Raw genomic sequence first — 26,401 nt, 5'->3', positions numbered from 1 at the left:
CCCTTTCCATAGGAATAGAGGGAACGCTTGGCTCCCTCAAGAGTTTATTGCTGTTTCGTTTTCTGACGGTACGTGATAGTTCCGGCTGCAACAATCAGCAACATGCTTGAAACGATCCACAGCATCATGCTATTGGACTCGGTTGCTGTGCCGCCCATTCCGGTTTTCGGCATTTTTTCAGGTGCCGTGTTTTGGAATTCTTCAGGGAATTGGTCGACAATTGCGCCGCTCAATCCTTTTCCGATATCGAACATGATAGCATAGCCCTCACGGTACGTGCTGTATGAAGCTTCAAAATCGCCAGCCACGTATTGCTCAAATGTACCGATGACAGATTCTTCGTGTGCGGCTACGCCGGCGATTGTTTCATCAAGCGGCATACGGTCTTCGGTTGCTGTGCTAAGGAATGTGCCCAGGTCAGTGGCAAATGTGCCAGTCAACGCTTTTTTTGCTTCGTCAATGGCAGCTTGGTCTTCTGCAGCAGTGGCGCCGGACAAATCACCTTGTACGGAAATGTGTTCATTGTTCCAGATCTGTGCAAATTGGGTTGCAGCTTCTTCACCATAAAGGGAAGCAATGGCTGCACGGAATTCTTCTGTGTTCTGGTCTTGGGCCCAATCAGCGAAATCAAAATCGGCTGAGCCGTTAAAACCTTTTGTCAGGCTCAACTGCGCCAAAGCAAAATGTTCTGCTGCAATGCGGTTGACGGTTGAACGGAAGTCGCCTGCTGCTGTGTTCGGATCAGAGAATTTATCAGGGAACTGAGTGGAAATCGCTCCGCTGATGGCACTGCCTGCGCCAAAGATCTGCTTGAAGCCTTCAAGGTACGTGGTGTAAGACTCCACGTAATCACCGGCTGCATAAAGGTCAAATGTGTTTTGGACAAAATCTTCGTGCTGGCGAAGTGCGTCTACTGCGCCATCTTCAGGCAAATTGCCTTCAGTTGCTGTGGCCAGGAATGCACCCATATCGTCAACAAAAGACTGGATTTGCTCTAATGCTTCCTGTTCCAGCGCTTCGTCGCCATCTTTGATTGCTTGTGCGTATTCAGTGGTGCCCATATTGTGCTTTGCAAAAATTTCTTCGAAAGCCGCGCCGCCTTCTTCACCGTAAACAGAAGCGATTACCGGCTCCATGTCAGCGGCATTTTCGGCCAGTGCAGCGGCTGCCGCTTCTGCGCCTTTGTCGCCGTCATAGGTTTTCATCATGGAATCGACCGCCAGTGCGTAATGCTCGGACAATAACGAATCCAGTGTCGCACGCAGCTCAACTCCTGTCGTGTCTGCCTTCGGCATTTCATCTGCGAAAGCCGTCCCCATTCCGGGGATCAATAATGCTGCACCAAGGACCGGTGCCAATACTTTTCTCCATTTCATAAAAACACTCCTCTGTTTGATCTTCTTGCATACCTAACGCAAAAAGGGGGAGAATAGATCACTTCTGGAGGTGGAAAATAAAAAAAGTTAAAAACAGCGAAAGATGTGAATTTATATATAAGGAAGCAATATTGTCAAGGGGAAAAAGTGATCTAAAACGCATGTTCTCACGTTTGGTATATAGAATTCAATAATGATCCCACTCTCTAAATTGCAGTTTTTTAAGCTAGTCAATGCATCTGCAGCAGGCATTGTAGTATGCTTGAAAGACGAAATATGAAAAAAGGGGTACGTGGATGGAGAATAGCTCAGACTTTATGCTTTACAGGCAGATTCAGGACAAGGATAAAGATGCACTGGAACAATTGTATGACCGCTACGAGAAGATCCTTTTCTCATTTTTGCTGAAAATGACGGAAGATCGTGCGTTGGCTGAAGAAGCCCTGCAGGAAGTCTTCATTAAAATTTGGCGGGGTAGTGGGGAATACGATGAAAGCAAGGGGAAATTCACTTCTTGGTTGTTTACAATGTCGCGGAATTCCGCGATAGATTTGATACGGAAACGCAAAAAGCCGACGGTTCCGCTCGATGAAATCAGCGATATGGCTGATGGGGACTCGTCAGTGGAAGACAAGGCCGAATGGCAGGAACAGAAAGACCAGATTCAAACCGCAGTTGAGCGGCTGTCTACGGAACAGCAAGAAATGATCCAGCTCTTTTACTTTAAGGGGCATACCCACGAGGCGATTGCGGAAATCTGTGATTTGCCGCTGGGTACAGTGAAAAGCAGGATCAGGCTGGCGCTCAGCAAACTGAAAAAATCATTGCACGGTGTGCAGGAAGGGGGAGCCATTGATGACTAAGATGAATTGTGACCATGTCATCGATTATTTGAACGGTACGCTAACAGCAGAAGAAATGCATGAATTCCAACTGCATTTGAACAATTGCGAAGATTGCCGTGAACTTGTTGAAGCAGTAGGCGAACTCCCTTACCTGGCTGAATCGGCGGAACCGCCGGCAGGCATGAAAGAGCGCATCCTGGCAAATGTTTTTGATGAGAGTGATCAAGAAGAACCAATCAAAAAACAAGAACCAGCTCTAGAAGCTGTGCAGCCTGCATCGAAGCCGGCGCCAAAAGTGGTGCCGATGGCGAAGCCGCCTAAAGAACGGATTTGGTGGCGTCCGCTGATCGCGGCAGTATTACTGCTGTCGCTGCTCGGCAACGCCTACGCATTCATGAAGTTATCAGATGATGGCGGAGGGCAGACAGAAGCCGCATTCCAGTCGATCGACTTGCAAGCAAGCGAAAGCTTCGCCGGCAGTGCCAAAGCAGCCTTAGTAAGCGAAGGCGATTCACTTGAAGTGGTTGTCCAAGGTGAAGGGCTGCAGGAGCTGTCAGGCAGCGAGGTCTACCAGATCTGGCTGTTGAAAGACGGCAAGCCGATACCGGCGGGTGCATTCGAAGCGGATGCAGATGGCCAAGGCGCAGCGTTTTACCAACTTGAACAGAATACGGAAGAATGGGATACAATCGCTATCACGCTTGAACCAGAAGCGGGCAACGAATTGCCGGAAGGCGAAATTGTGCTGAGTTCCGGACTATAGCATATGAAGAGCAAGGAAGGTTCTCGGATTTACACAGAGCCTTCCTTGTTTTTTTGTGGAAAAAAATATTCTTGTGCACTGGTTAAGTTTTTATTCGGCGTGAATCTTTTGCGCCAACACCAGTTAATTTCCAGGCATTGCCTGTTAACCGCTCGCCAACGCCTGTTGATTCCTCCGCAACACATGCTGCGGTTTATTTAACCCTTGTTAACGGGAAAACCTGCTCTTCGAACCCAAAAATATTATTGAGAAACTATAGGAAGTATATCTTTTCTTCAATAAATGATATGATTCGCTATTAAGATACACCATTAAATAAAGGCGAAAGCGTTCGCCAAGAGCGAAATGAAAAGAACTATCTAGAATTTCCCACTATACTACCATCCACCTGTCTGCCAAAAGCGCGTATGCTTTGTGCGCATCCATTCCTTTACAGATTCGAGAGTGATTACTTATGACTTCAGCTAACCGTTTAATTCAAATATCCATCGTTGTCAGCGTCCTGTTCTACTTGACGATTTTCATCGATGAGCGAGTGGGCTTTTCGGATTTCAGCGATCCAGCGTTTCTGATGACGCACATTATCCTAGAAATGACGAGCATCTTCATTGCCATCAGTATTGCCGTCCAAGGCTGGCTTTTTACCCGCATCGGCGACAATTACAAGCAGTTGGTTTTCTCCAGTTTGTTTTTTGCGGTCGGTGTGTTTGACGTCCTGCACATCCTGACGGTAGCGGGCATGCCTGGTTCGTTGATGGGAGAGCCTTCATTGAGCGGCTGGTTCTGGTTGATGGCGCGGATCACGGAGACCATATTGTTCATCATTCTGATGGTGGAGCTGGATTCGCCGCTGAAGCTGAGAGGATTAAAGTCGATGGCGGCGGTGTTGTCAGTTTTTTACGTAGCATCGATCTCCATTTTCATCCTCTTGCTGCAAAACGAGCTGCCGCTGTTGGTCGTGGACGGCAGGCCGACGCTGCTATTTAACGTCGGGATGGCGCTTTCGACGGTTGTCCATCTCGGAATTCTGCTGTACTTGTTTCTGCTCGAGAAGAAAGGGAAAACAAGTTCCGTCGAAGTCGGCTTTATCGCACCGGCTTCCATTTTCCTGCTGTTTTCGACTTTGGTTTATTCTTTCACAGCCATCACCGATTGGAGCGCTACGGTCTCACACGTCTTCAAAGTGGCGGGATACGGGTTTTTATTCGTACTGATTTTTGTGCGCTACGGTCAGCGGCCATTCAAGGAAGTCGAGGAAATTTCAAATACGTATGAACGGTTCCTGAATTCTGTCGGCGAAGGGATTTATGGCATTGATTTTCATGGCAAAATCACTTTCATCAACGATTCTGCGGTGGAAATGCTCGGCTTCCGGCGAGATGAACTCGTTGGAAGGGTCGGCCACCCGATCATCCACCATACGAAGACAAACGGCAGCCCTTATTTCATGGAGGAATGCACGATTTGCATCGCCGTCGAAACAAACGATTATTCGTTTGTGACGGACGAGGTGTTCTGGCGCAAAGATGGCACGAGCTTTCCTGTGGAATATTTCACGCAGCCCCTTGTCAGTGAAGAGGCAGTGGGCACGCTGGTGACGTTCAAGGACATTACGGAAAGCGAGAAGCTGAAGCGCCTGGAAATTCAGCATGAGAACATTCAGTATGAAGTGGCGCTGGCGGTCACAGTGCAGGAAGCATTGCTGAAGTCGACGAATACGCTGCCGATGGCTTTCGACACGGGTGTTGTCAGCATTCCGTTCAAAGAATTGAACGGTGATTTCTATACGCTAGTTCCGGATGCAGAAGGTGTCTTCGTATCGATTGCAGATGTCAGCGGCAAGGGCATTCCGGCGGCCATCCAGATGACGATGATGAAGTTCGCAATGGACCAGAAAGAATCTCCCGCGACCGTTTTGGCGCGGATCAATAAATTTTCAGCGCATTATATGGAACAGGCCAGCTTCATCACGATGTTCTGCAGCTACATCGACTTAGCGACAAAGACGCTTCAATACGCTTCGGGCGGACATGAACCGATTCTTGTCTACCGGCCAGCGACTCAGCACTTCCGTGAATTAGATCCGACAGGGCCAGTCCTAGGCATTGCAGAAGGGTTGGAATTCAAGTCCGACTCCATCCAGTTGGAAGATGGTGACCTGGTCGTGCTCTTTACGGATGGTCTGCTTGAAAGGAAAAAAAATACGGAAGATACGAATGTGCTATTGCGTGAAGCGATCCTTCAAGCGGATTTATCACTTGATGCCACGACTTTGGCGCAGGAGATCTTCGCACGGGTCAATGCTTTGGAACCATACGCCATTGAAGATGATCAGACCTTGATCATCCTGAAAATATAGGGGGAACATAAATGGCCTTTGCAATAGAAGATTTTCTGCTTAATTTTTTTCTGATTCTGACCCCGCTTTACTTTTTCCAATTCATCCTGTCAGATTACTCGAAGCTGCATGCCAAGTTCTACTTAGGCGGCATACTTGGGCTGTCAGCGATTTTATGTATGACATTCCCGGTCATTTCGGGGGCTGGCTTCGTATGGGATTTGCGGTGGATTGCCCTCCTGGTATCCCTGCTCTACGGCGGCTTATTAAGCGGCGGCATAACGGCAACGATGCTGGTAATTTACCGCTTCACACTTGGCGGCATGCTCGGATCGCTCAACGTCTTGCTGGTAGCCGTGCTCATCCTACTACTGTTCTTCTTTTTGGGGCGGCATTTCATCCATCAGCCTTTTGGCAATAAACTCAAAAGAGGGATTGCTTTCAGCGTTTTGACGTGGCTAATCGTGGTCAGCGCCATCAGTGTGCATTTCTACATGACCGGTGCAGCAGACTGGCTATGGCATAATAGTTTGCCGATTTTCGGCGTAATGCTGCTTTTGTATGTGCTGTCGACCAGCTTGTATGTTTATTTCTCTGAGTCGATCAAGTTCTACTCGGCTTTGAAAGACCAGGCACTGAAGTCGGAGAAGCTGAATTACGTCACCGAAATCAATGATCTGCTTTCGCTGGAGCTTGCGCAAGGACTGGATAGGTCCGTTAAGCAGCTGGAGCCGCTTGCCAATTCGCAAGATCCAGGCGTCAGAGGACAATCCCGAGCGGCTGTGCTGGAAATCAGCAAGCTGAAAGACGCTGTCGCTCAGCATTTCACCATTGCGGAAATGGAAAGGGAGCCAGACACCATTTCCTTAGAGAAAATAATGGAAGATGTGCTGGCTACGCTGAATCCGTATATCGAACAAAAAGGCATCGAAACGGCTTTTGACATCGATCCACAGCTGGTGCTGAAAAAAGACATTTTGCGCATCAAACAAATCTTGTTGAACGTGACAAAAAATGCAATAGACGCTACATCGCGCGGCGGCAAGGTCCAAATTTCCACTTTGATGAAACGACACCATTTGTTGATCTACATTGAAGATACAGGCATTGGCATTGCCCCCGAACAGCTGGCTTCCTTGCTGGATTTCAACCGTGAAGATAGCAACACCATCATTGGCCGGGGACTGAAAGTCACTCAGCAGTTGATCCGTGAAATGGATGGGGCCATCTCCTTTACCAGCGAAATCGGAAAAGGCACGACGGTGAGTTTAAAGTTGCCTTCTCAGATTATTGGCCGGTAACTTATAATCGAACAATAGAGGTAGGAAGAAAAGGCATCCATCTGTGGGTTGAGTTGGAGGTTCTCGCGTTAACATGCACTATTTTTTGGTTAACATGAAGTGCCGGAGAATCCACATGACTTAGTGAGAAGTTAACATGAACTATTCGGAAGTTAACCGGCACTAGCAAAAAAAGGCACCACTCCACGATCCAGGTCCAAAAAAGCAATAGGAAAAACCGTTCGCTTCAGCAAACGGCTCCTTTAATTGAAAAAGTGTATTCCGCCAAGGCAGAATGCCGGCACACATAAGAAAACCGGAGTCCTTAATAAGGGGCTCCGGTTTTTTGCGTTTATTCGTAGACGGGTAAAGCTTTTGGCTGGTACCGCACAAGTATCATGTCCTCGCCCTCGGTAGAAACAATTTTAAGGTGTTTATAAATGATGGCTATGGTTTCGTGCAACTCTTCCATGGAGTTTGCAACAATCGTGAAGCGGCCGAACATCTGGGTGTATGAGCCGGTAACTAGGACTTTGTCGCCAGATGTTTTATTGATAGCGGTATGGATGACAGCCGGGAGTTCTCGGATGGCTTCGATGCCTGACACTTCGCCGATGATTCCCCCGCTGAGCAGAATTGGCAGGTTACAGGAAGGATGGGGCATATGGCCGTTATCATAAGGACTCATGTCCAAATGATCGATGCTTTCTCCGAGTGCCAGTGCCAGCATGATCTCGACTTGATTGATCCCTGTCTGCTTTTCGATTATGGAATACATCTGGGAACCGCCAAGCCGGAAGCCCATCTCATAGATATAGAATGAATCATTCTCAAATAGTGATTGGATGAAAACGACTCCGTTGCGGATGCCGATGCCTTTGATCAGCTTTCTGATATAAGGGTCCACCGACTCGATATATTGTTCCCGGTGCTGCGAAGAGAAAATCATGGCAATTGGCAGCGGCGGGAATTCTTTTGAATGCTTATGGACATAACGATCAGCGACGCCGTTCAGCACAATAATACCATTTTGGATTGTATAGATACTTTGCACACCATATGCTTCATCAACGAAGCGTTCCACAATGACTTTCTTCGATTTAGAGAATTTCAACGCTTTCTCGTAACCGGCACGCACTTCTTCGGGCGAATGGCACACTGTAATCCCCTGGCTGGCATAGCTGTCTACAGGTTTTACGATAACCGGGTATTTCAAAGTTTTTAAGTTTTCATCAGCTAAATCGCCGCCCAGCTCGAATTCCTCGATGACAGGGGCACCGTACTTGCGGCAATACTCCTTGAATGTATTCTTATCGGAGCAGATTTGCAATTGTTGAATTGTAGCGTAGAAGGGCAAGCCCAATTCTTGGCATAAAGCCTGGGCATTCCATGTGTTAATGTCATCAAAGGCATTGAAGACACCGTCAACGCCCTCAGCTTTGGCTATTTCTTTTAATTTCTGGGTGTCAGAAGTGCTGACATCATAAGATTTGTCTGCATGCTTTTTGGCGGGCGAATCAGGATCCCGATCCGTAACAATGGTGTACAAACCTAGTTTCTGCGCTGTTTTCACTACATCGATCATTTGGATAATTCCACTGAGAATTAAAATCTTTTTTTGCTTCGTGCTTTTCACTTAAATACCTCCTTTTATTGTGGTGAAATTCAATGGCGCTTGACCGGTGGACAAATACCCGCAAAGAATATGGGGGAAGGAGTTCAACTTACCTATCCATAACGTCATAAATATGACAATAAGACTGTCATTTAATGATTCGTAGTTACTATAAAGGTATCAATCACGATATTAAATGTCAATTAATAATCTGAATTATTAATCATTTGAAGCGTTCTTATCATTAGCCAGATTTTATTCCAAAAAAGAGGTGGTTCTCCATTTTCAGAAAAGTCTGCCCATTCGTGATAAAATAGAAAGCGGTTCGGTTTAATTGAATAGCAAAAAGGATGGGAGTGAGGGCATTGATGGGATATGAAACGTTCAGAACACCGCAGTTGATCGTCTATGCGCGCGGCGCATTCGAGCGCACAGGCACGGAGGCGGCTTTAAGGGGGAAAAAGGCGCTCATCGTCAGCGACGGAATCATGGGAGCGCTTGGAAATGTCAGCCGCTGCGTTGAATTGCTCAAGAAGGAAAATGTGGAAAGCGAAGTTTATACTGGAGTGGAGTCGGAACCGACAGATACATATGTCGCAGAAGCTTTAGCGTTGTTCAACGAAAGCGGATGTGATTTAATCATCTCGCTTGGTGGCGGAAGCTGCATCGATACAGCGAAAGCGGTATCGGTCCTGACGGCGAACGGCGGTTTCATCGGCGATTATATGGGCATGGCGAAAGTCGCTTCAGCAGCGCCCGTTCCGCATCTGGCCATACCGACGACTGCCGGCACGGGGTCGGAAGTAACGGATGTCACAATCATCACAAATACGGAAAATGACGTGAAGATGATGATCAAGCAACCCGCATTTATGCCGGCTGTGGCGATTGTCGATCCGTTGCTGTCGATGTCGTCGCCGAAAAAAGTCACGGCGGCAACCGGCGTTGACGCGCTGAGCCATGCAGTGGAAGCTTATTTGTCGAAAAAAGCGCATCCGATGACCGACGTCCTCGCGATGGCTGCCATCAAACTGATTGTGCCGAACTTGCGCAAAGCTTACACAGATTCAGAAGATACTGCAGCGCGTGAAGCAATGTCGACCGGATCAATGTATGCGGGAATGGCGTTCTCGAATGCTTCTGTGTGTCTGGTACACGGCATGTCCCGTCCGATTGGTGCATTATTCCATGTGCCGCATGGTGTTTCGAATGCCATGCTGCTGCCGGCAGTGCTGGAATTCAGCAAAGAATCTTGCTCTGAGCGTTTAGCTGATTTAGGGCGGGTCTTCGCCGGAGACACAACGGTGCTGACCCTAGAAGAAGCGGCGCAATTCGCAGTGGATGAAGTCAAGCGGCTATGTCTGGATCTGGAAATTCCGAATTTGCGCGACTGGGGCATCAATGCGGACCAATTCAGCCGTTCAATCGCTAAAATGGCAGTGGATGCGTTGGCCAGCGGCAGCCCGGGCAATAATCCGCGGATTCCGGACCAGCAGGAAATCGAAGAGCTTTACCGCGTTTGTTTCGATTATGAATTTACAGCTAGCGGCGCGGCAAAAGCAAACCTTTAGGAGGAAACTATTATGGAAACTATGACAAAGGATAGATTGAAAAACTATATCAACGGTGAATGGGTGGAAGCGAAAACAGCGGAATTCGATGACGTGCCGAATCCGGCGACGGGAGAAATTCTTGCGCAAGTGCCGCTTTCCACATTGGAAGATGTCGATGACGCAGCAAAAGCAGCGGCAGCGGCTTACAAACTATGGAGCAAAACAGCAGTGCCGCGGCGCGCGCGCATCCTGTTCAAATATCAGCAGTTGCTGGTCGATCATTGGGACGAGCTGGCGGAATTGATCACAGTGGAAAACGGCAAAAGCTTTGCCGAAGCCAAAGGGGAAGTGCAGCGCGGCATCGAGTGTGTTGAATTTGCGGCTGGGGCGCCTACCTTGATGATGGGCAAGCAATTGCCAGACATCGCAACGGATATCGAATCCGGCATGTACCGCTATCCTGTCGGTGTAGTCGGCGGCATCACGCCTTTTAACTTCCCGATGATGGTGCCGTGCTGGATGTTCCCGCTGGCGATTGCACTCGGCAATACATTCATCCTGAAGCCTTCAGAGAAAACGCCATTGCTTGCGAATCGCCTGGCGGAATTATTCGAAGAAGCGGGATTGCCGAAAGGCGTCTTTAATATCGTCCACGGCGGGCGTGAAGTCGTTAACAGCATTCTTGAACATCCTGGCATCCCGGCCATTTCCTTTGTCGGTTCACAGCCGGTTGCGGAATATGTCTATAAAACAGGGACTAGCCACGGCAAACGCGTACAGGCATTGGCCGGCGCGAAAAACCACTCGATTGTCATGCCGGATGCGCAGCTTGACCCGGCGGTAAGAGAAATCGTTTCAGCTGCTTACGGTTCTGCTGGCGAACGCTGCATGGCATGCGCGGTTGTCATTGCAGTAGGCGATGTAGCGGATGCATTGGTCGAAAAATTGATGGAAGCGGCAGACAGCATGAAAGTCGGCAACGGCATGGACGAAGGCGTCTTCCTTGGGCCGGTCATCCGTGACGAGCATAAAGCGAAAACGGCTAAATATATTGAAGTTGGCCAGCAGGAAGGCGCTCTGTTGCTGCGTGATGGGCGCGAAGACGCATGCATGAAAGACAATGGCTATTTCATCGGCCCGACCATTTTCGATAACGTGACGACCGATATGCGCATTTGGAAAGAAGAGATTTTTGCGCCGGTCTTGTCCATTGTCCGTGCCGCTACATTGGAAGAAGCGATTGAACTGACCAATAAATCGGATTTCGGCAACGGAGCTTGCCTCTTTACTGAAAGTGGACGCAGTGTGCGCTATTTCCGTGAGAACATCGAAGTCGGCATGCTTGGCGTCAACTTGGGCGTCCCTGCTCCGATGGCGTTCTTCCCGTTCTCAGGTTGGAAAAACTCATTCTATGGAGACCTTCACGCCAACGGATCTGACGGCGTCGAATTCTACACAAGACGAAAAATGCTGACAGCCCGCTGGAGCTGAACGGTGACATAGCAAAGCCCCTCGGAAATGGAATTCCGGGGGGCTTTTTTCATAATCACTTTTGTTGAATTAGAAGCGGTTGCGGTCTTTGTCTTCCACATCGCCGTCAATGTCTGCTACTTCTTTACGGACTGTTTCTTTCACTTGCTCTGTATCTTGGACTTTGCGTTTGCCGATGACAATTTCTTCAGCAACTACGTCTGTTTTCGTCACTTCTACACGCTCTTCCGTCAATGGCACACGGATTGTGTCGCCTTCTGTATAAGCATCTTTAGAATCAAATGAATGATTCGTATCCGTTGAAGTCGATGAATCGTTCACTGGGCGGCGCTCAACGTATACTTCTTCGCGCTCAACAGGAACTTCGATTGTCTGCTCGTTTTCAACAACGTGTTTGCCGACATTCACTTCACCGGTTTGCACACGCTCTTTGTCGACATTCAAACGTTCTTCATGAAGGCGCAATTTCTCTTCTTCGTTAGAAGATGATACGCCATTTGTGCTTCCAGCCGCAAAACCACCGTTTGTGTTGCCGCCTGCAAAGCCTTCACGGGAAGAAGAAGTTCCGCGTTTTTCGTGGAATGAATTATAAGATTCGTTAAAGTCACTGTCGACATAAACCAGCAATTTGCCTTCTTCAAGTTGCCGGCGGGATTGTTCCGCATCTTTTTCATTTAAGTTCATGCTGTTGAATGCGTCGCCTGAAGCTTCTTCGCCTGCCAGCAAGTTGATGAATTTGCCCATGAAGCCTTCTTCTTGTTGCGGTGTACCGTTCGCTTCTGTTGAATCCGCTTCAACATGCACATGAGTCTGCCGCTCAACCATCGCCACCTGGTCGTGGTATTGCGCAACGACATAAATGTCATCTTCGCTATAGCCCTGTGATTTCAACTCTGTGATTTTATTTAATACTTCTGCCTGTACGTCATATGCGCCGATCAATTTGTTTTCATGGTTTGTCATTATAAATTCCTCCTCAGTATATGGTTCGGTGTAGAACCTAAAAGTTAAGGTAGAGGTAGTGTACCCACCCTTTTCAGTATTATAAACATCCAAAATATACATTATTCTTGAGAATAGGAACTTTTCTGGAACTGAAAATCAAAGTTCCTCAGTCTTTACCTATAATATATATTTAATAAAAGCCTAATTAGGGTATTAGAAAATATCAGAGAAAAAAATGCGATGCTGCTGCCGTCCGTCTTTATATCCGAGAGGAAGGAGGAGGGAATTATGGTAAGAGAAGATCGATTAAGCAAAGAGCGTGAGGTGAATCCATTCACCGATATTTGGCTGAGAACGCGTGAAACAGTGCGTTTCGTCATTGAACGAAAATCGGCCAAATATATGATTTTGCTCATTGTCCTGACAGGATTCGCATCCGGCCTGTTAGGGATGATGAATACCCGCAGTTCGGACATGGCCCCTTGGGCGGCCATTCTTCAGGCATTGATCACCGGTCCGATAGGGAGTGCTGTAGGCTATTTCTTAGGAGCAGCTATATTGACACTTGTAGGACGGCTGTTCAAAGGAACGGCGACTTATCAGGAAATGTTTAAAGCGCTTCCTGCAGCGCAAATACCGCAGATTTGGCTGTTGCCGCTGCTGATCATTTGGGCGCTTGCATCTCCGGAAACGTTCTTTGCAGACCGCGCAGATGTGGCGGGAAATCCAATTGTGGCAATCATGTCTATAGTGCTGGCGGTTGTTTCCGTCTGGACATTCATCATCGTCTGCAAAGCGGTGGGCGAAGCGCACCATGTCTCGTCTTGGAAAGGGTTTTTCATTGTCGTGTTGCCAGGCATCGTTATTACGATATTAGTGCTTCTTATTGTCTTTGTCATTTTCGCTTCGTTTTTTAATCAATTCTATTAGGAAGCTTATAAGTTCTGGATAATTATGAAAGTGTAGATGGGGGTTTTTGTACCTCTCTAACTTTCAAATAATAGGATAATTTGGTTGGGACGCTTTTATTGTGAATTTTGATGATATTATGGATGATAAGAAGTTAAAAACGAGACAGAGAATTGCTAGGGGCAAAAGGGGGAGCTGCTTGTGCAACAGCAGACGATGCAACGCAATAACATAAAGTTGCTTGGAAATGGGAAAAAAGCGTTGGTGTTCGGGCACGGTTTGGGCTGTGACCAAGATGTATGGAGTGCGATCACGCCTGCTTTTGAAGAGGAATTGGCCATCCCATGGGAGATGCCGTCCTGCAGGAGTTGGCTGATAAACTCTTGAGCGAAATTAAAAGCGGAGCGATCGTTGCACGAATGGGTGGAGAAGAATTCATCATTCTGCTGCCCGGGCATGCCATACAACCGGCAAAAGAATTTGGTGAAAAGTTGTGTGGGCGCCTCGAAAAGGCCGATTGGCGGCATGTCCCTATCACCGTCAGTATCGGAGTGGCGAGCTACCAAGTGAGAGACATTGCTAGGGAACTGTTCGCCCGTGCAGATAAAGCGCTTTATGCTGCAAAGAATGGTGGCTGCAATTGCGTAACAACAGGATGACGCGGAAACCGATTATTTCCTGGGCAATAAATAAGAGGAATTTTTCAGTATCCTAAATCGTTGACTGACAGGTATAATAAAAGACAATGAATGACAAACGCTACTTCGGGAGGTACCACATGAAAAGGGAAGTTACACTGCTCGGCCAACGGGTGGAAGAAGATAAATATTTAATCGCCCAATTGATCCAGGAAGAGGCATTAAAAGATGCCAGCCCGGCAGATGTTGCAGGCTATGGAGAGTTGCTGAAGGCGGTTATCGAGTTCCGTTCAGGGCTGATTGGATTGATCGGCAAATCCATCACGAATTTCCTTGATCCGCAACAGGCTTACGATGAGATTGCTGAATGGGGCCATGCCACCGGGAATTATTTCCTGAAAGAAGGCATGCAGCTCGATAGCGCTTTAGCGGAAACGAATATTTACCGCAAGCATATCGGGAAAGTTATCAAGTCGGAAGCTGTATACAAAGGCATAGAACTTGAAGTGCTTTTCGAGGTCATGGAATTTTTCCATAGCCTGCTTGACCATGCGGCGTATTCTTATAGTTTCGCGTACATCAATTCGTATCAAAAAAATCTTAAGGAAGCGCGCACGGAGTATTTGGAGCTGTCTTCGCCAGTTGTGCCCGTCAATGACGAAATTGCGATCTTGCCTCTTGTCGGTGCAATCGAAGTGGACCGCGCAGAACACATTCTGGAGAAAACGCTCATGTCAGTCGGCAATTTGGACGTTTCAACGTTGATCATCGATTTATCGGGTGTCGTGAAAGTAGATACCATGGTGGCACAACAAATTATCATGTTGACTGAGTCGCTGAAATTGATCGGTGTGCACGCTGTTCTGACCGGTATCCGGCCAGAAATTGCCCAGACGATTACGCATTTAGGTGTCGATGTCCGGCAGCTGGCACTTGGCGGCAGCTTGAAACAAGCCTTTAAAAAATTAACTGCTGAAACTTGATGCAAAAAACCCGCTGAAGCCTTTGCTTCAGCGGGTTTTTTATTATTGTGTAGCGGCCGTTTTTACTACCGGCGCTAAAGTTTCTTGTAACGTCAGTGTTTCTTGTTCCGTCAACGGAATCATCGGCAAGCGTACGCCGCCCACTGCTACACCAGCCCAGTTTAATGCTGATTTAACAGGAACTGGATTCGGTGCAGCAAATAACGAATTCATGACCGGCAGAAGTGTGCGGTGAAGCTGCGCGGCTTTTGCCGTGTCGCCGGCTTTAAAGCTGGAAATCATCACTTGCATTTCACGGCCGATGATATGGGCAGCTACAGATACGATGCCTGTTCCGCCAATTGCAAGAAGCGGCAAGGTCAAGCCGTCATCGCCGCTGTATAAACTGAACGTATCGGGTGTGCGTTCAATGATCTCGGCTGCGGCATCAAGGCTCCCGCTTGCTTCTTTGATGGAGACGATATTGTCGATTGCGGCTAAGCGCACAATGGTGTCGACTGACAGATTGACGACGCTGCGCCCAGGAATATTATATAGCATGACTGGCAGATGAGTGGCGGCTGCAATCGCTTGGAAATGCTGGAACATGCCTTCTTGTGAAGGTTTATTGTAATATGGTGTCACCAGCATAATGGCATCAACGCCCGCTTCTTCTGCACCGTGCGTCAACGTGATTGAAGCGCGTGTATTGTTTGAGCCGGTTCCTGCAATGACTGGAATGCGGCCTTGGACAGTATCGACGACAAACTTGAAGAGGTCGATCTTTTCGTCCTCCGATAAAGTCGGCGATTCGCCGGTAGTGCCTGCTACCACCAATGCATCGCTCCCGGTTTCAATTAAATGTTCCACTAGGGCTGCAGTTGCGGGGAAATCGATGTCACCGCTTGCGTCAAATGGCGTCACCATTGCTGTCACTACTTGTCCGAAATTCATAAATACCACCCTTTTCTCATTTTTTTGTGTGTTCTATTGTCTGCTGCTGCGTTGATCGTGCGTAATCAGAGGCGGCAAGCGTATCGGAAAAACAAAAAAGCAGCAACGAAGGGTCTCGTTGCTGCGATAGGATTAGCGTGTAAAGCGCTCAATCCATGCGTCAGATAGCCCTCCATATAGTCTCCTATATGACAGTCCTGCATTTGTTTAATGCAGACCCAGCAACATCGGCAATGAGCGCCTGGCCACTTCGGCAAATTCCCCTTTCAGCAGCTGTCATCGGATCTCATCATCCTCGAGCTGTCTACTGATGGTTTTTGCGCCTCTATCCTCACTCCGAAAAAGCGGAGCAAGAAATTATTGAATTAGCTAGACTTTACCAAATTCCTGCTTTAATTGCAAGTATGCAAGGCACTATTTTATAAGAATCGAGGAGATTTGATGGACGAACGGCAATACGATCACGACCTGAATATCCATACTTCAGGCATACAGCAGGGGTTCCATGATACCTTCCATTACAATCGCTACGAACCGACACCATATGAACTGCTCGAGACACTTTTCAATAGCTATCCTTTATCCCCGGAAGATAGGTTCGTCGATTTCGGCTCCGGCAAAGGGCGCCTCAACTTTTTGGTGCACCATTTGTTCGGCGCGGCATCGACCGGGGTCGAAATGGATCAGGGCCTTCACCAACAAGCCTGTGAAAACCTGGAGTCCTACGTGCAAAAGCGGCCAGCGGCAAAAGGGCGGATCCGTTTTGTCTGTACACTCGCTGAACAATACCGAATTCATCCCCACGACAATAAATTCTATTTTTTTAACCCATTTTCTGTTCAGATTTTCATCACGGTCATCAATAATATCCTGAAGTCCGTGGAACGTTCGCTGCGGAATGTCGAGCTGATCTTATTCTTTCCGTCAGAGGATTACATCGGCTATTTGGAGCATAGCACAGGATTTAAACAGTTCCAGGAAGTTGAACTGCCGGGAGTGGAAGGCGATTTAAGAGAGCGATTTTTAATTTACCGCCTCGATTGAAATGGATTAAAAGCGGTACCGAATGGGGTATAGCTTATAAAAAGTGAATGGCGAGGAGAGGAAATAGATGAAATGGAAGGGCAGAGCAGGCAGCGGCAACGTTGAAGACAGAAGAGGAAGAGGTGGCGGAGGCGGCGGCCTGATTGCCGGAGGCGGCATCGGCGGCTTGCTTATTGTTTTGTTGGTATCTTTTCTTGGAGGGGATCCGGGTGCGATGTTGGATACGATGGGCGGCGGATCGCAGTCAAATGAACCATATGTGGCATCCCAAGAAGAAGAGGAATTGGCGGAATTCGTGTCAGTCGTTCTTGCGGATACAGAACAGGTATGGACTGAAGTGTTCGCGGAAGAGGGCTTGGAATATGAGGAGCCGACCTTGGTGCTTTACACAGAGAGCGTTGATTCGGCATGCGGCACAGCGGGTGCGTCGGTTGGGCCGTTTTATTGCCCCGGCGACCAGAAACTCTACATTGACTTGAGCTTCTACGAAGAATTGCAGACCCAATTCCAGGCACCTGGCGATTTTGCGATGGCTTACGTCGTTGCGCATGAAGTGGGGCATCACGTACAAAACCTCCTTGGTACCATGGGCAAAGTGCAGCCGATGCGCAATAAGCTGAGCGAGGAAGATTATAATGAGCTTCAAGTGAAGCTTGAATTGCAGGCGGATTACTACTCGGGTGTCTGGGCGCACCACGCAGAAGGCATGGACCTCCTTGAAGAAGGAGATCTGGAAGAGGCATTGACGGCTGCCAGTGCGGTAGGCGATGACACCATCCAGCAACGGTCACGCGGCTATGTCGTTCCGGAAAGCTTTACGCACGGCACTTCGGAGCAGCGCAAGCGCTGGTTCTATAGAGGTTTTGAACATGGCGATCTGCGCAACGGCAACACGTTCAACGCAACCGGGTTATGACGCGACAATAGTTGATATTTTCGGCGATGTGATTCATTATTGAAATAGACAGTCTTTGCGCCTTGCGGCGGAGGGAAATTAGGTTCTGTGAAGGAAGTAAATCCATGCATGAAGAAAATATAACGCGCCTGTACATCGACGGCCGGGAAATTATTCTCATCGGTACAGCACACGTTTCGCGCCAAAGCGCGGTGCAGGTCAAAGAAGTCATTGAAGCGGAGCGGCCGGATTCGGTATGCATTGAGCTGGACGCCCAGCGCTACCAGTCGGTGACTGATAAGAGCAAGTGGAAAGAAACCGATATTTTCAAAGTCATCAAAGAAAAGAAATCCAGCTTGCTGCTGATGAACTTGGCGATCTCCTCGTTCCAGAACCGTCTGGCTGACCAGTTCGGCATCAAGCCGGGGCAGGAAATGCTGCAAGGCATTGAGTCCGCCAAAGACACCGGTGCAGAGTTGGTGCTTGCAGACCGCAACATCCAGGTCACTTTTTCCCGCATCTGGAGCAATATTGGCTTCATGGGAAAAGCGCAGCTGTTAACCTCCGTATTTTACAGTATTTTCAGCAGCGAAACGATTTCTGAGGAAGACCTTGAAAAGATGAAATCGCAAGATACGCTGAACGCTGTATTGAACGATTTCACCAAATCGTTTCCGAAACTGAAAACACCGCTTATCGACGAACGGGATCAATACCTGGCCCAAAAAATCAAAGACGCCCCAGGACAGAAAATAGTGGCGGTGCTTGGTGCGGCGCACGTACCAGGCATCACCAAAGAAATTCACCGCGAACACGACCTGGAGAAATTATCTGAAGTGCCGCCGAAATCGAAATGGCCAAAGATTCTTGGCTGGGCACTGCCGATTTTGCTGGTCGTCCTTTTGGCGATTACATTCTACAATAATCCCGCTGCGGGCATCGACGGCACGATCAGCTGGGTGCTTTGGACGGCGTCACTTGGCGCCATTGGAGCGGCGTTGGCGCTTGGCCATCCGCTCGCCATCCTGACTGCGTTTGTCGGAGGACCTGTCGGCGCACTTCATCCATTGCTCGCCGCAGGCTGGTTCTCCGGTCTAATGCAGGCATATGTCCGCCGCCCGAATGTCGGCGATTTTGAAACCTTGTCCAAAGATGTATTCACCCTTAAAGGCTTTTGGGACAATAAAGTCACGCGTGTCCTGCTTGTCGTCGTGCTGACAAACATCGGCACTTCCGCCGGGAACATCATCGGCGGGGCAGACGTCATTCGCCTATTCCTGAAAAACCTATAATTAAATTCGAAAGTCCGGACGCTTTGTGCGCCCGGCTTTTTTTCTTATGGCATGTATTGAAAGGGTTTTAGAACGGGTATAGAGAAGTAAACATACAGAGAGAAAGACATTACAGTTGGGGAGGAACAAATCATGGGCTTATTCCTTATGGGAATCCTGCTCTGGTCGCTGGTCATTGCATCGGTCATCTTGTTCGTCTACGGTTTATGGAAACGGTCATGGAAAGCGCTCGCTTGGAGCGGCGCGGCTTTGCTTTTGCCGATGGGCCTTATCGCCTTCGACGGAAGCGGAAGCATGTGGTTCAAGTTGAGCATAGTTCCACCGCTGTTAATTTTTGCGGCAGCATATTTCATGAAGAACAAAAGGGCTCAGCATATGCATTGAGCGCAAGGAAAAGGACCGGATATCTCCGGTCCTCTTTTTCTGCAATTTTCGATTGCCAATTTGGCCTTTCTTATATAAATATTATACAATAATTATACAGTAGAATAGTACATATATGAAGTTGAACTAAAGAAGTAGCATAATGAAATTCGCTCCGGATGCTTTGGGCAGTGCAAGGACGATTGTTTCTGCCCCTGCCCCTGTCTCTGTCCCTGTCCCTGTCCCTGCAGCGCTGCGCTAGCTTCGGGACATGAAAAACCGTTGCAACGCTGCGCTAGCTTCGAGACATTGAAGTCTATTGCAACGCTTTGCGCTTCGCAGCTGTTTTGCGGAATATCGATAATGGAAATTCATTGGTTCAACTAATATAGAAGCGGAGGAGGCACTACATGAAATACCTATTGGATCGCAGCAAATTATTCATATTCTTGATTTTTATTTTCACCGTTATCGGTGCATATGTTTTTGTCACGCTGCCACAGCGGGAAATTCCGGAGACGCCGCCGAACCTTGTGCTGGTGTCAACAATTTTGCCAGGCGCTGGCCCTGAGGAAATCGAAACAGCCATCACCAACCCGATTGAACAGGAATTGCAGAAAGTGGATGGCATATCGTCGTTGCAATCGGTATCAGCGAATTCCGCTTCCATCATCACGCTTGAACTGGAAGACGGCTTCGACCCGGATGAGCTGGTGACGGAAATGCAGCAACAAGTGCAGCGCGCATCGAGCAGCTTCCCTGAACAGGCGCAACAGCCGTCAGTAGAAAAGCTCGACCTGACATTCCCTCTTGTATCGTATATGTTCTACGGTGATGAAGAGGAGCTCCGCGGTATGGAGCAAGCATTAGCCGAACTGTCTGAAGAGGTGGCATCGGTGAACGGAGTGGCCGGCACCGCTGTCAAAGGCTTGAACAGCCAGCAGATCCTTATTGAACTGAAAGCAGACCAATTGGCAGCGAACAACTTGCAGACATTCGAAGTGCTGCAATCGCTTCAACAGGCTAATCAGCCGCTGTCACTCGGCACCCATGACAATGGCAACGAACGGGTGGTTTTGACGGTGCAGCAGGAGCAAGGCATCGAAAAACTGAGAAAACTGCAGGTCGGTTCTGCGGCAGTGCCGCTTGAAGACATTGCAGTGATTGAAACAGTGGATGGCGAAACCCAAGACATTGTCACGTTCGAAGGCGAACGAGCCATTTCGTACACGGTATTTCTTCAAACGGGCCAGGACGTGCCTGGCGTGGATGAAAACGTATCCCAAGTGATTGACGCATTCAATGAAGACTTGCCTGCTGGCGTTGAGGCGGAACGCTACGAATCACAGGCTGAAAATGTCATCTCGATTTTTGAAGGATTGTATGTGTCGCTCTTGATTGCCGTACTTGCCGTGCTTGTGGTGACGACCGCCGGATTGACGCTATTCGGTGCATTTGTAGTTGCGGTGACGGTTCTATCCTCGGTATTGATCGGGATGATCCCGATTCCATCGATGGGCGTCGACTTGAATCAGATATCGGTCATCGGTTTAATCATTGCGATCGGTATTTTGGTCGATGACAGCATCGTCGTCAATGACAACATTCAGCGCCGCTACAAGCTGGGTGACGCCCCATTAGACGGCGCTGTCAATGGCGTCAAAGAAGTTTTTTCCTCAATCATCGCTTCCAGTTTAGCAATTGTCGTGACGTTTTCTCCGCTCTTGCTGCTGTCAGGGGGGAATGGCGCGTTCATCAAAGCATTGCCGAGCATTCTCATCACGACAATCATCGCGTCTACGATACTTTCGATTACTTTAGTGCCGATGATGCAGTTTTTAAAGACAAAACGCCGCTCGAAAAAAATATCCGACACACCTGGTTTTCTGGGCAAGCCGCTTGAGAAGCTGGCGTTGTTTTATTCCGAAAAAGTACTGCGCGGCGTATTAAAGCGTCCGCTATGGATCGGCATTGGAGGATTGGTGCTGGCTACCGGCTTTCTGGTATTGGCATTTTTCACGCCATTCGAATTCTTCCCAGCTGCTGATCGCAAAGAGGTGACGATGAACGTACGCCTCGCAGAAGGGACTTCGATCGAAGAAACCAATGCATTTCTCGCTGACGTAACGGAAGGGTTAAGGAGCGATGACCCGAATGTCGAAGAGATTGCGATTTTCACTGGGGAAGGGTTGCCGAATTTATTCGCCTCTTCGATGGATAATACCGGCTCGAATACAGGGCAAGTGGCGTTCCGGATCGACCGGGAACAAACCACTGCAGCCGAGTTTATCGAGAAATGGCAGCCAGTGTTGCGCGACCAGTACCCGGAAGCGGAAATTTTCCTGGATACGATTATCCAAGGTCCGCCAGCAGGTGCACCGGTAATCGTGACCATTAAAGGTGAGAACCTTGAGGAACTGACTGCATTGCGCGATGAATTAAAAGCGGCGATGCTGGAAAATGGCGCAGACGTCGTCACAGATAATTTGGGAGATCCGGTTCCGGCTGTGGAATACGTGCCGAACCAGGCAGCGCTCGAAGCAAACCGCATTCCACTCAGCACGGTGACAGGGCAGCTGCAATTCTTGACCCAAGGCGTTCCGCTCTACAGCATTTACGAAGGGCAGAAGCCATATGAAGTAACACTGAAGCAGTCGGGTATAGAGAACGGCCAGGACATTAATCTGGCTGATTTCCAAGTGCCTGCCTCTTCACCGCAAGCACAGCCAGGGCCGCCGACTTTAGTGGGCTTAGATGAATTATTGACACCTGAGGAGACGACTGCTTTGGCTCAGGTGCCGCATCAAGAGGCCGAACGCGCGATTACATTGAAAGCGTTTGGCGAGGCTGCTGATTTTGAAGCCAGCATGCTTGAAGTGGTCGATGCGCAGAAAGAAGACTTGGCGTCCGGCTATGAATTGTCGACGGGCGGAGAAAATTCCGATCAGGAAGCATTCTTCACTGAAATCGGTGTTTTGTTCCTGGTCGTCATCCTGCTTGTTTACTTGGTCATCGCGTTCCAGTTCAAATCGTTCGCTTTGCCATTCCTGGTCCTAATTGCCGTATACTTGGGCGTATCGGGTGCGATTCTTGGCTTGTTCTTAACGCAGACGCCATTAAGTTTCCTTGGCGTTATGGGGATTGTTTCATTGACCGGGATTGTCGTTCGAAATGCCGTCGTGCTGATCGATTTTGTTGAAATGCGCCGGCTGTCCGGCAACTTCAACATTGACGAAGCAATTATTGAATCCGGCTATGCCCGCATCAAGCCGATCGTCTTGACATCTGTGACTTCGATTGTCGCGTTGATTCCGGTCGCGCTGACGGGAGATCCGCTTTTCGAAGCATTGGCGATTACGATCATTGCAGGGCTGACGTTCTCCAGCCTTTTCACCTTGGTGATGATTCCGGCACTTTATCTTGTGTTTTACCGGATTAGCCACCGAAAAAATAAAGTTAGCGCGCAGCGATAAGCTGCGCGTTTTTTAAATGATTCAGTGGGTAATAAAGTGGGAGAAGAAAGAACGGCGGCTGAAAAAGGTTCCATAATGTGAATTTTCATTGCATTTAAACATTTTTCTATTAAAGATTTGTCACAGGTTAGGCATTTACTTATCATCGTAGATTTGATAAGATGTCTGACGACAGAGGACTAGCTTTAAGGAAAACCAATCCGAAATGAAAGCGTTTCAGATTGAAAAAAACAATGAGGTGAAAATGTGAATTTCTTATGGGGTTTATTCGGTGTATTCGTCGTCCTGGGACTTGCCTTTTTAATGTCAAGTGCTCGTAAATCAATTAAGCTGCGCACCATTTTGGGCGGTTTAGCAATACAGATTACTTTTGCGTTCATGGTGCTGCAATGGGAATTGGGCAGAAACGCTTTATTATGGCTTTCAAATAAAGTGCAAAACGTTATCAATTACGCAAAAGAAGGGATCAACTTCGTATTTGGGCCAGCGGCAGACGCAGCAAACTTCGGTTTCGTTTTCGCGTTCCAAGTCTTGACGATCATTATCTTCTTTTCTTCATTGATTTCGGTTTTGTATTATTTGGGAATCATGCAATGGTTTATTAAAATTCTTGGTGGCGCGCTTTCGAAATTGCTGGGAACAAGCAAAGCGGAATCCGTTTCCGCAGCGGCAAACATCTTCGTTGGCCAAACGGAAGCACCGCTCGTTATCCGCCCGTTCATCGCAAACATGACAAAGTCGGAATTATTCGCAGTTATGACAGGCGGACTGGCTTCAGTAGCCGGTTCTACGTTGGCGGGTTACGCGCTCTTGGGCGTGCCTCTCGAATACCTGTTGGCCGCCAGCTTCATGGCCGCTCCTGCCGGTTTGATCATGGCGAAAATCATGATGCCGGAAACAGAAGAAATTGTTGAAAAAGAATTCGTCATGGAAAAAGACCAGTCATCGGTCAACGTCGTCGATGCTGCCGCACGCGGTGCAGCAGATGGTTTGCAGCTTGCGCTGAATGTCGGTGCAATGCTTCTTGCGTTCATCGCCTTGATCGCTATGCTGAACGGGATGCTTGGCGGAATTGGCTCGTGGTTCGGAGCTGATAACCTGACAATCCAAGGCATCCTTGGCTTCGTCTTCGCCCCGCTTGCTTTCGCAATCGGCGTGCCATGGGAAGAAGCTGTACAGGCAGGCAGTTTCATCGGCCAGAAACTGGTATTGAATGAATTTGTCGCTTACACAGCATTTGCCCCGGAAATTGCAAACTTGTCACCTAAAACTGTGTTGGTAATCAGCTTCGCGTTGTGCGGATTCGCTAACTTGAGCTCGCTTGCTATCCTGCTAGGCGGATTGGGTGCTCTTGCGCCGAACCGCCGTCCGGACATCGCTCGCCTCGGCATGCGTGCTGTAGCGGCTGGTATGCTTGCTTCACTACTAAGTGCAGCAATCGCCGGCATGTTCGTTTAATAGAGTATAAAAACCTCACCCGCGGGTAATCCACGGGTGAGGTTTTTTGTTTGAAAGTAAATTTTCTTTTTTGTAGGTGGGAGCTAGCTTCCTTTGCGGATGCTCCCCCGCAAGGCGCAGCAGCAAGGTTTCCAATGCTTCGTTTTCAGTCAATCGCTCCAATCGATCACCTCTGGGTAAAGTATCTGAATTATAGCATCACTGATGCCAATAAACCATACAAGATGACAAGCGCCAACCCTTGACACTAAAGCATTTTCGGATTACAATTTTGTCTTGGCTTACCTATAAAATTTATAGGCAGAGCGGGTAGGGAGAGGGCTAATTTAATAGAAGGTTGAAATATATGTTTAATTGGATGGACCGATTTTTCGGTCTTCAAAAAAACGGTACGACGGTAAAGCGCGAAATGACGGCGGGATTAATCGGCTTCTTTACAGTCGTTTACATCATTGCAGTCAACTCGTTGATCTTATCGGAAGGCGGTATGCCGATCGAGGCGGCAATCATCGCAACAATCGGCGCCTCGGTGTTCGGGGCTTTCGTGATGGGCTTCTGGGGTAATGCGCCAATCCTATTGGTGCCTGGCATGGGCATCAATGCGCTGTTTTCATACACGATGGTGCAGTCGATGGGCCTGACGTGGCAGGAAGCACTTGCAGTAGTCTTTGTCACCGGTGCGATTTTCGTAGCGATCGCTTTCACGCGCTTTGCGAAAGTGATCAGCGCAGCTGTGCCGCATTCGCTGAAAGAAGCGATTACGGTCGGCCTTGGCCTGTTCCTGATGCTGCTGGGCCTTGAAAAAGGCGGGCTCGTCATACGTGGAGAAGTGTCGATTCTGGCGCTTGGTTCACTTAGCGATCCAACTGTGATGGCAACGGCATTGACGCTAATCCTGGCGGTCATTTTGTTTATCCGCAATGTGCCGGGGAATTTTCTCATCACGATTATCGCGGGTACCGTTATTGCGTCATTTTTCGGCTTGATTGATACGAGCAGCATGGGAGATTCTTCGCTTAATATGCAAGAAGCTTTCGCTGGCTTCGACGCAATGTCGTTCGACAGTGCATTTTCGATGGTATTTTGGGCCGCGGTTTTCTCGCTGACCATGGTGATGGTATTTGAAAACATCGGAATCGTCCATGGCCAAGTCAACTTCATCGACCAGCCTGAAAAATTCGGGCGCGCCTTCCAGGCGACTTCGCTGTCGGCAATGGCTTCCGGCGTTTTCGGCACAAGCCCAACAGTGGCTTCTGTCGAAAGTGCCGCAGCCATGACAGCAGGCGGCCGTACAGGTTTGACAGCTATCACTGCCGGCGTTCTGTTTTTGGCTTCCGTGTTTTTCATTCCGCTCATCAAACTGATTCCGGACAGTGCGATTGCACCAATCCTGATCATTATCGGCGGGCTGATGCTGCAGACAATTCGCAACATCGAGATGAAAGACATGAGCGAAACGTTCCCGGCGCTGTTGATCATCGCGCTCATTCCGTTTACGTACAGCATCGCGGATGGCATTGCCATCGGCTTTATCCTGTACCCGATCCTCAAAATCGGAATCGGCAAATGGCGCGAAGTTTCTGTACCGCTATACGTTATCTCAGGCTTGTTCCTGATGAACTTCGTACTGCATTATATTTGAAACGCAAACCCCGCATTTGCTCCTTGCAAATGCGGGGTTTTTTGAGAAGTTAAATTAGAATCAATTCGGCAGGAAGATACTCAACATTGGCTGAACGCGCGTAAATTCTCCTGAGCGCGCATAAAGCTTCACGAACGCGCATAACCCCGTTTTCTTCGCCGCTCCACCCGTCTTTTTCGCATGTCGCTTGTGAAATACATCCATTCCCCTCTTATCACGCTGCCTTTTCTTCACAATTTAAAACTCACTATCCGAGGCAATAAATTCAAGAGCTGAAAGTGGCTGTTTAAAATTTCTCGACAGCGTTTTCTTATTGAGCGGTGGTATAATGGAACAAAGAACACCGGAAAGGAGTTGCAATTCCCATGAAATACACGAAATCGAAAATGGAACAGCTCGTCAGCGATCATCCAGAGTTGAAAAAGCGCTTGAAAATTTTGATGAAAGAGATGGAGCTTGAAAAAGGCTTCGCGCTGAAGGCCCTGTACCATTCTGAAGTCACAGACAATGGCCCATACCAGAAAGATTACCAAGACCTTGACCTGCTGTAAGCAGCCGGGTCTTT

At 48.5% G+C, this 26,401-nt stretch carries 23 protein-coding genes and 1 riboswitch; of the genes, 18 read left to right on the top strand and 5 right to left on the bottom strand.

Annotated elements, in window-relative coordinates; all coding sequences use genetic code 11:
• Window positions 1-44: 44 nt before the first annotated feature.
• A complete protein-coding gene (locus tag AC4EHJ_RS09310) occupies window positions 45-1,376 on the bottom strand; it encodes a hypothetical protein (RefSeq protein ID WP_490975282.1) in 1,332 nt (443 codons plus the stop codon).
• Window positions 1,377-1,672: 296 nt separating this feature from the next.
• Between AC4EHJ_RS09310 and AC4EHJ_RS09305 the strand changes: the two genes are divergently transcribed.
• The 4 genes from AC4EHJ_RS09305 to AC4EHJ_RS09290 all read left to right on the top strand — a co-directional run bounded on the left by AC4EHJ_RS09305 (window position 1,673) and on the right by AC4EHJ_RS09290 (window position 6,623).
• The gene (locus tag AC4EHJ_RS09305) at window positions 1,673-2,239 is read left to right on the top strand and encodes an RNA polymerase sigma factor (protein ID WP_490975281.1); all 567 of its coding nucleotides are present in this window, start codon (window positions 1,673-1,675) and stop codon (window positions 2,237-2,239) included.
• Window positions 2,232-2,984 (top strand): anti-sigma factor, encoded by a 753-nt coding sequence (locus tag AC4EHJ_RS09300; protein ID WP_490975280.1) that lies wholly within the window; start codon window positions 2,232-2,234, stop codon window positions 2,982-2,984. The genes AC4EHJ_RS09305 and AC4EHJ_RS09300 overlap by 8 nt, the downstream gene beginning before the upstream one ends.
• 454 nt (window positions 2,985-3,438) lie before the next feature.
• Entirely contained in the window at window positions 3,439-5,343 is a 1,905-nt protein-coding gene (locus AC4EHJ_RS09295) for a SpoIIE family protein phosphatase (RefSeq protein ID WP_490975279.1), read from the top strand.
• An 11-nt stretch (window positions 5,344-5,354) separates the two neighbouring features.
• On the top strand, window positions 5,355-6,623 hold the full coding sequence (locus AC4EHJ_RS09290; RefSeq protein ID WP_490975278.1) for an ATP-binding protein: 1,269 nt from the start codon (window positions 5,355-5,357) through the stop codon (window positions 6,621-6,623).
• Window positions 6,624-6,954: 331 nt separating this feature from the next.
• On the opposite strand, the gene AC4EHJ_RS09285 is transcribed toward AC4EHJ_RS09290, so the two are convergent.
• Window positions 6,955-8,238, bottom strand: a complete 1,284-nt coding sequence (locus AC4EHJ_RS09285) for an ATP-binding protein (RefSeq protein ID WP_490975277.1) — start codon at window positions 8,236-8,238, stop codon at window positions 6,955-6,957.
• Between the two features lie 347 nt (window positions 8,239-8,585).
• On the opposite strand from AC4EHJ_RS09285, the gene AC4EHJ_RS09280 reads away from it, so the two are divergent.
• Together AC4EHJ_RS09280 and AC4EHJ_RS09275 are read left to right on the top strand one after the other, a co-directional pair.
• Window positions 8,586-9,788 carry an iron-containing alcohol dehydrogenase gene (locus tag AC4EHJ_RS09280; RefSeq protein WP_490975644.1) on the top strand — a complete coding sequence of 401 codons (1,203 nt, stop codon included), beginning with the start codon at window positions 8,586-8,588 and terminating at the stop codon, window positions 9,786-9,788.
• A 12-nt stretch (window positions 9,789-9,800) separates the two neighbouring features.
• The gene (locus AC4EHJ_RS09275; RefSeq protein WP_490975276.1) at window positions 9,801-11,261 is read left to right on the top strand and encodes a CoA-acylating methylmalonate-semialdehyde dehydrogenase; all 1,461 of its coding nucleotides are present in this window, start codon (window positions 9,801-9,803) and stop codon (window positions 11,259-11,261) included.
• 69 nt (window positions 11,262-11,330) lie between these two features.
• Here the strand turns inward: AC4EHJ_RS09275 and AC4EHJ_RS09270 are convergent, their stop codons facing one another.
• Complete coding sequence (locus tag AC4EHJ_RS09270) at window positions 11,331-12,224, bottom strand: DUF2382 domain-containing protein (protein ID WP_490975275.1); 894 nt, start codon at window positions 12,222-12,224, stop codon at window positions 11,331-11,333.
• Window positions 12,225-12,494: 270 nt separating this feature from the next.
• On the opposite strand from AC4EHJ_RS09270, the gene AC4EHJ_RS09265 reads away from it, so the two are divergent.
• From AC4EHJ_RS09265 to AC4EHJ_RS09250, 4 genes are all read left to right on the top strand, one after another.
• Window positions 12,495-13,136 (top strand): Yip1 family protein, encoded by a 642-nt coding sequence (locus AC4EHJ_RS09265; protein ID WP_490975274.1) that lies wholly within the window; start codon window positions 12,495-12,497, stop codon window positions 13,134-13,136.
• A 180-nt stretch (window positions 13,137-13,316) separates the two neighbouring features.
• Window positions 13,317-13,502 (top strand): hypothetical protein, encoded by a 186-nt coding sequence (locus AC4EHJ_RS09260; protein ID WP_490975273.1) that lies wholly within the window; start codon window positions 13,317-13,319, stop codon window positions 13,500-13,502.
• Window positions 13,460-13,774 carry a GGDEF domain-containing protein gene (locus AC4EHJ_RS09255; RefSeq protein ID WP_490975272.1) on the top strand — a complete coding sequence of 105 codons (315 nt, stop codon included), beginning with the start codon at window positions 13,460-13,462 and terminating at the stop codon, window positions 13,772-13,774. The genes AC4EHJ_RS09260 and AC4EHJ_RS09255 overlap by 43 nt, the downstream gene beginning before the upstream one ends.
• Before the next feature lie 119 nt (window positions 13,775-13,893).
• Complete coding sequence (locus tag AC4EHJ_RS09250) at window positions 13,894-14,736, top strand: STAS domain-containing protein (protein ID WP_490975271.1); 843 nt, start codon at window positions 13,894-13,896, stop codon at window positions 14,734-14,736.
• Between the two features lie 42 nt (window positions 14,737-14,778).
• On the opposite strand, the gene dapA is transcribed toward AC4EHJ_RS09250, so the two are convergent.
• A complete protein-coding gene (dapA, locus tag AC4EHJ_RS09245; RefSeq protein WP_490975270.1) occupies window positions 14,779-15,669 on the bottom strand; it encodes a 4-hydroxy-tetrahydrodipicolinate synthase in 891 nt (296 codons plus the stop codon).
• 157 nt (window positions 15,670-15,826) lie between these two features.
• A riboswitch (Lysine riboswitch) is annotated at window positions 15,827-16,005 on the bottom strand.
• A gap of 105 nt (window positions 16,006-16,110) precedes the next feature.
• Between dapA and AC4EHJ_RS09240 the strand changes: the two genes are divergently transcribed.
• From AC4EHJ_RS09240 to AC4EHJ_RS09215, 6 genes are all read left to right on the top strand, one after another.
• Window positions 16,111-16,713, top strand: a complete 603-nt coding sequence (locus AC4EHJ_RS09240) for a class I SAM-dependent methyltransferase (protein ID WP_490975269.1) — start codon at window positions 16,111-16,113, stop codon at window positions 16,711-16,713.
• A gap of 67 nt (window positions 16,714-16,780) precedes the next feature.
• Window positions 16,781-17,629 (top strand): KPN_02809 family neutral zinc metallopeptidase, encoded by an 849-nt coding sequence (gene ypfJ / locus AC4EHJ_RS09235; RefSeq protein WP_490975268.1) that lies wholly within the window; start codon window positions 16,781-16,783, stop codon window positions 17,627-17,629.
• Window positions 17,630-17,733: 104 nt separating this feature from the next.
• Entirely contained in the window at window positions 17,734-18,900 is a 1,167-nt protein-coding gene (locus tag AC4EHJ_RS09230) for a TraB/GumN family protein (RefSeq protein WP_490975267.1), read from the top strand.
• 132 nt (window positions 18,901-19,032) lie between these two features.
• A complete protein-coding gene (locus AC4EHJ_RS09225; protein ID WP_490975266.1) occupies window positions 19,033-19,284 on the top strand; it encodes a hypothetical protein in 252 nt (83 codons plus the stop codon).
• 389 nt (window positions 19,285-19,673) lie between these two features.
• Window positions 19,674-22,736 (top strand): efflux RND transporter permease subunit, encoded by a 3,063-nt coding sequence (locus tag AC4EHJ_RS09220; RefSeq protein ID WP_490975265.1) that lies wholly within the window; start codon window positions 19,674-19,676, stop codon window positions 22,734-22,736.
• A gap of 246 nt (window positions 22,737-22,982) precedes the next feature.
• Entirely contained in the window at window positions 22,983-24,194 is a 1,212-nt protein-coding gene (locus tag AC4EHJ_RS09215) for a NupC/NupG family nucleoside CNT transporter (RefSeq protein WP_490975264.1), read from the top strand.
• A 15-nt stretch (window positions 24,195-24,209) separates the two neighbouring features.
• On the opposite strand, the gene AC4EHJ_RS09210 is transcribed toward AC4EHJ_RS09215, so the two are convergent.
• Entirely contained in the window at window positions 24,210-24,356 is a 147-nt protein-coding gene (locus AC4EHJ_RS09210; RefSeq protein ID WP_490975263.1) for a hypothetical protein, read from the bottom strand.
• Window positions 24,357-24,540: 184 nt separating this feature from the next.
• On the opposite strand from AC4EHJ_RS09210, the gene AC4EHJ_RS09205 reads away from it, so the two are divergent.
• Window positions 24,541-25,836, top strand: a complete 1,296-nt coding sequence (locus tag AC4EHJ_RS09205) for an NCS2 family permease (RefSeq protein ID WP_490975262.1) — start codon at window positions 24,541-24,543, stop codon at window positions 25,834-25,836.
• A 365-nt stretch (window positions 25,837-26,201) separates the two neighbouring features.
• Window positions 26,202-26,387 carry a hypothetical protein gene (locus tag AC4EHJ_RS09200; RefSeq protein ID WP_290212582.1) on the top strand — a complete coding sequence of 62 codons (186 nt, stop codon included), beginning with the start codon at window positions 26,202-26,204 and terminating at the stop codon, window positions 26,385-26,387.
• Window positions 26,388-26,401 lie beyond the last annotated feature (14 nt).

The organism is Planococcus sp. TJ-301, from assembly GCF_058268475.1.
This window is presented reverse-complemented; position numbering and strand designations above follow the sequence as displayed.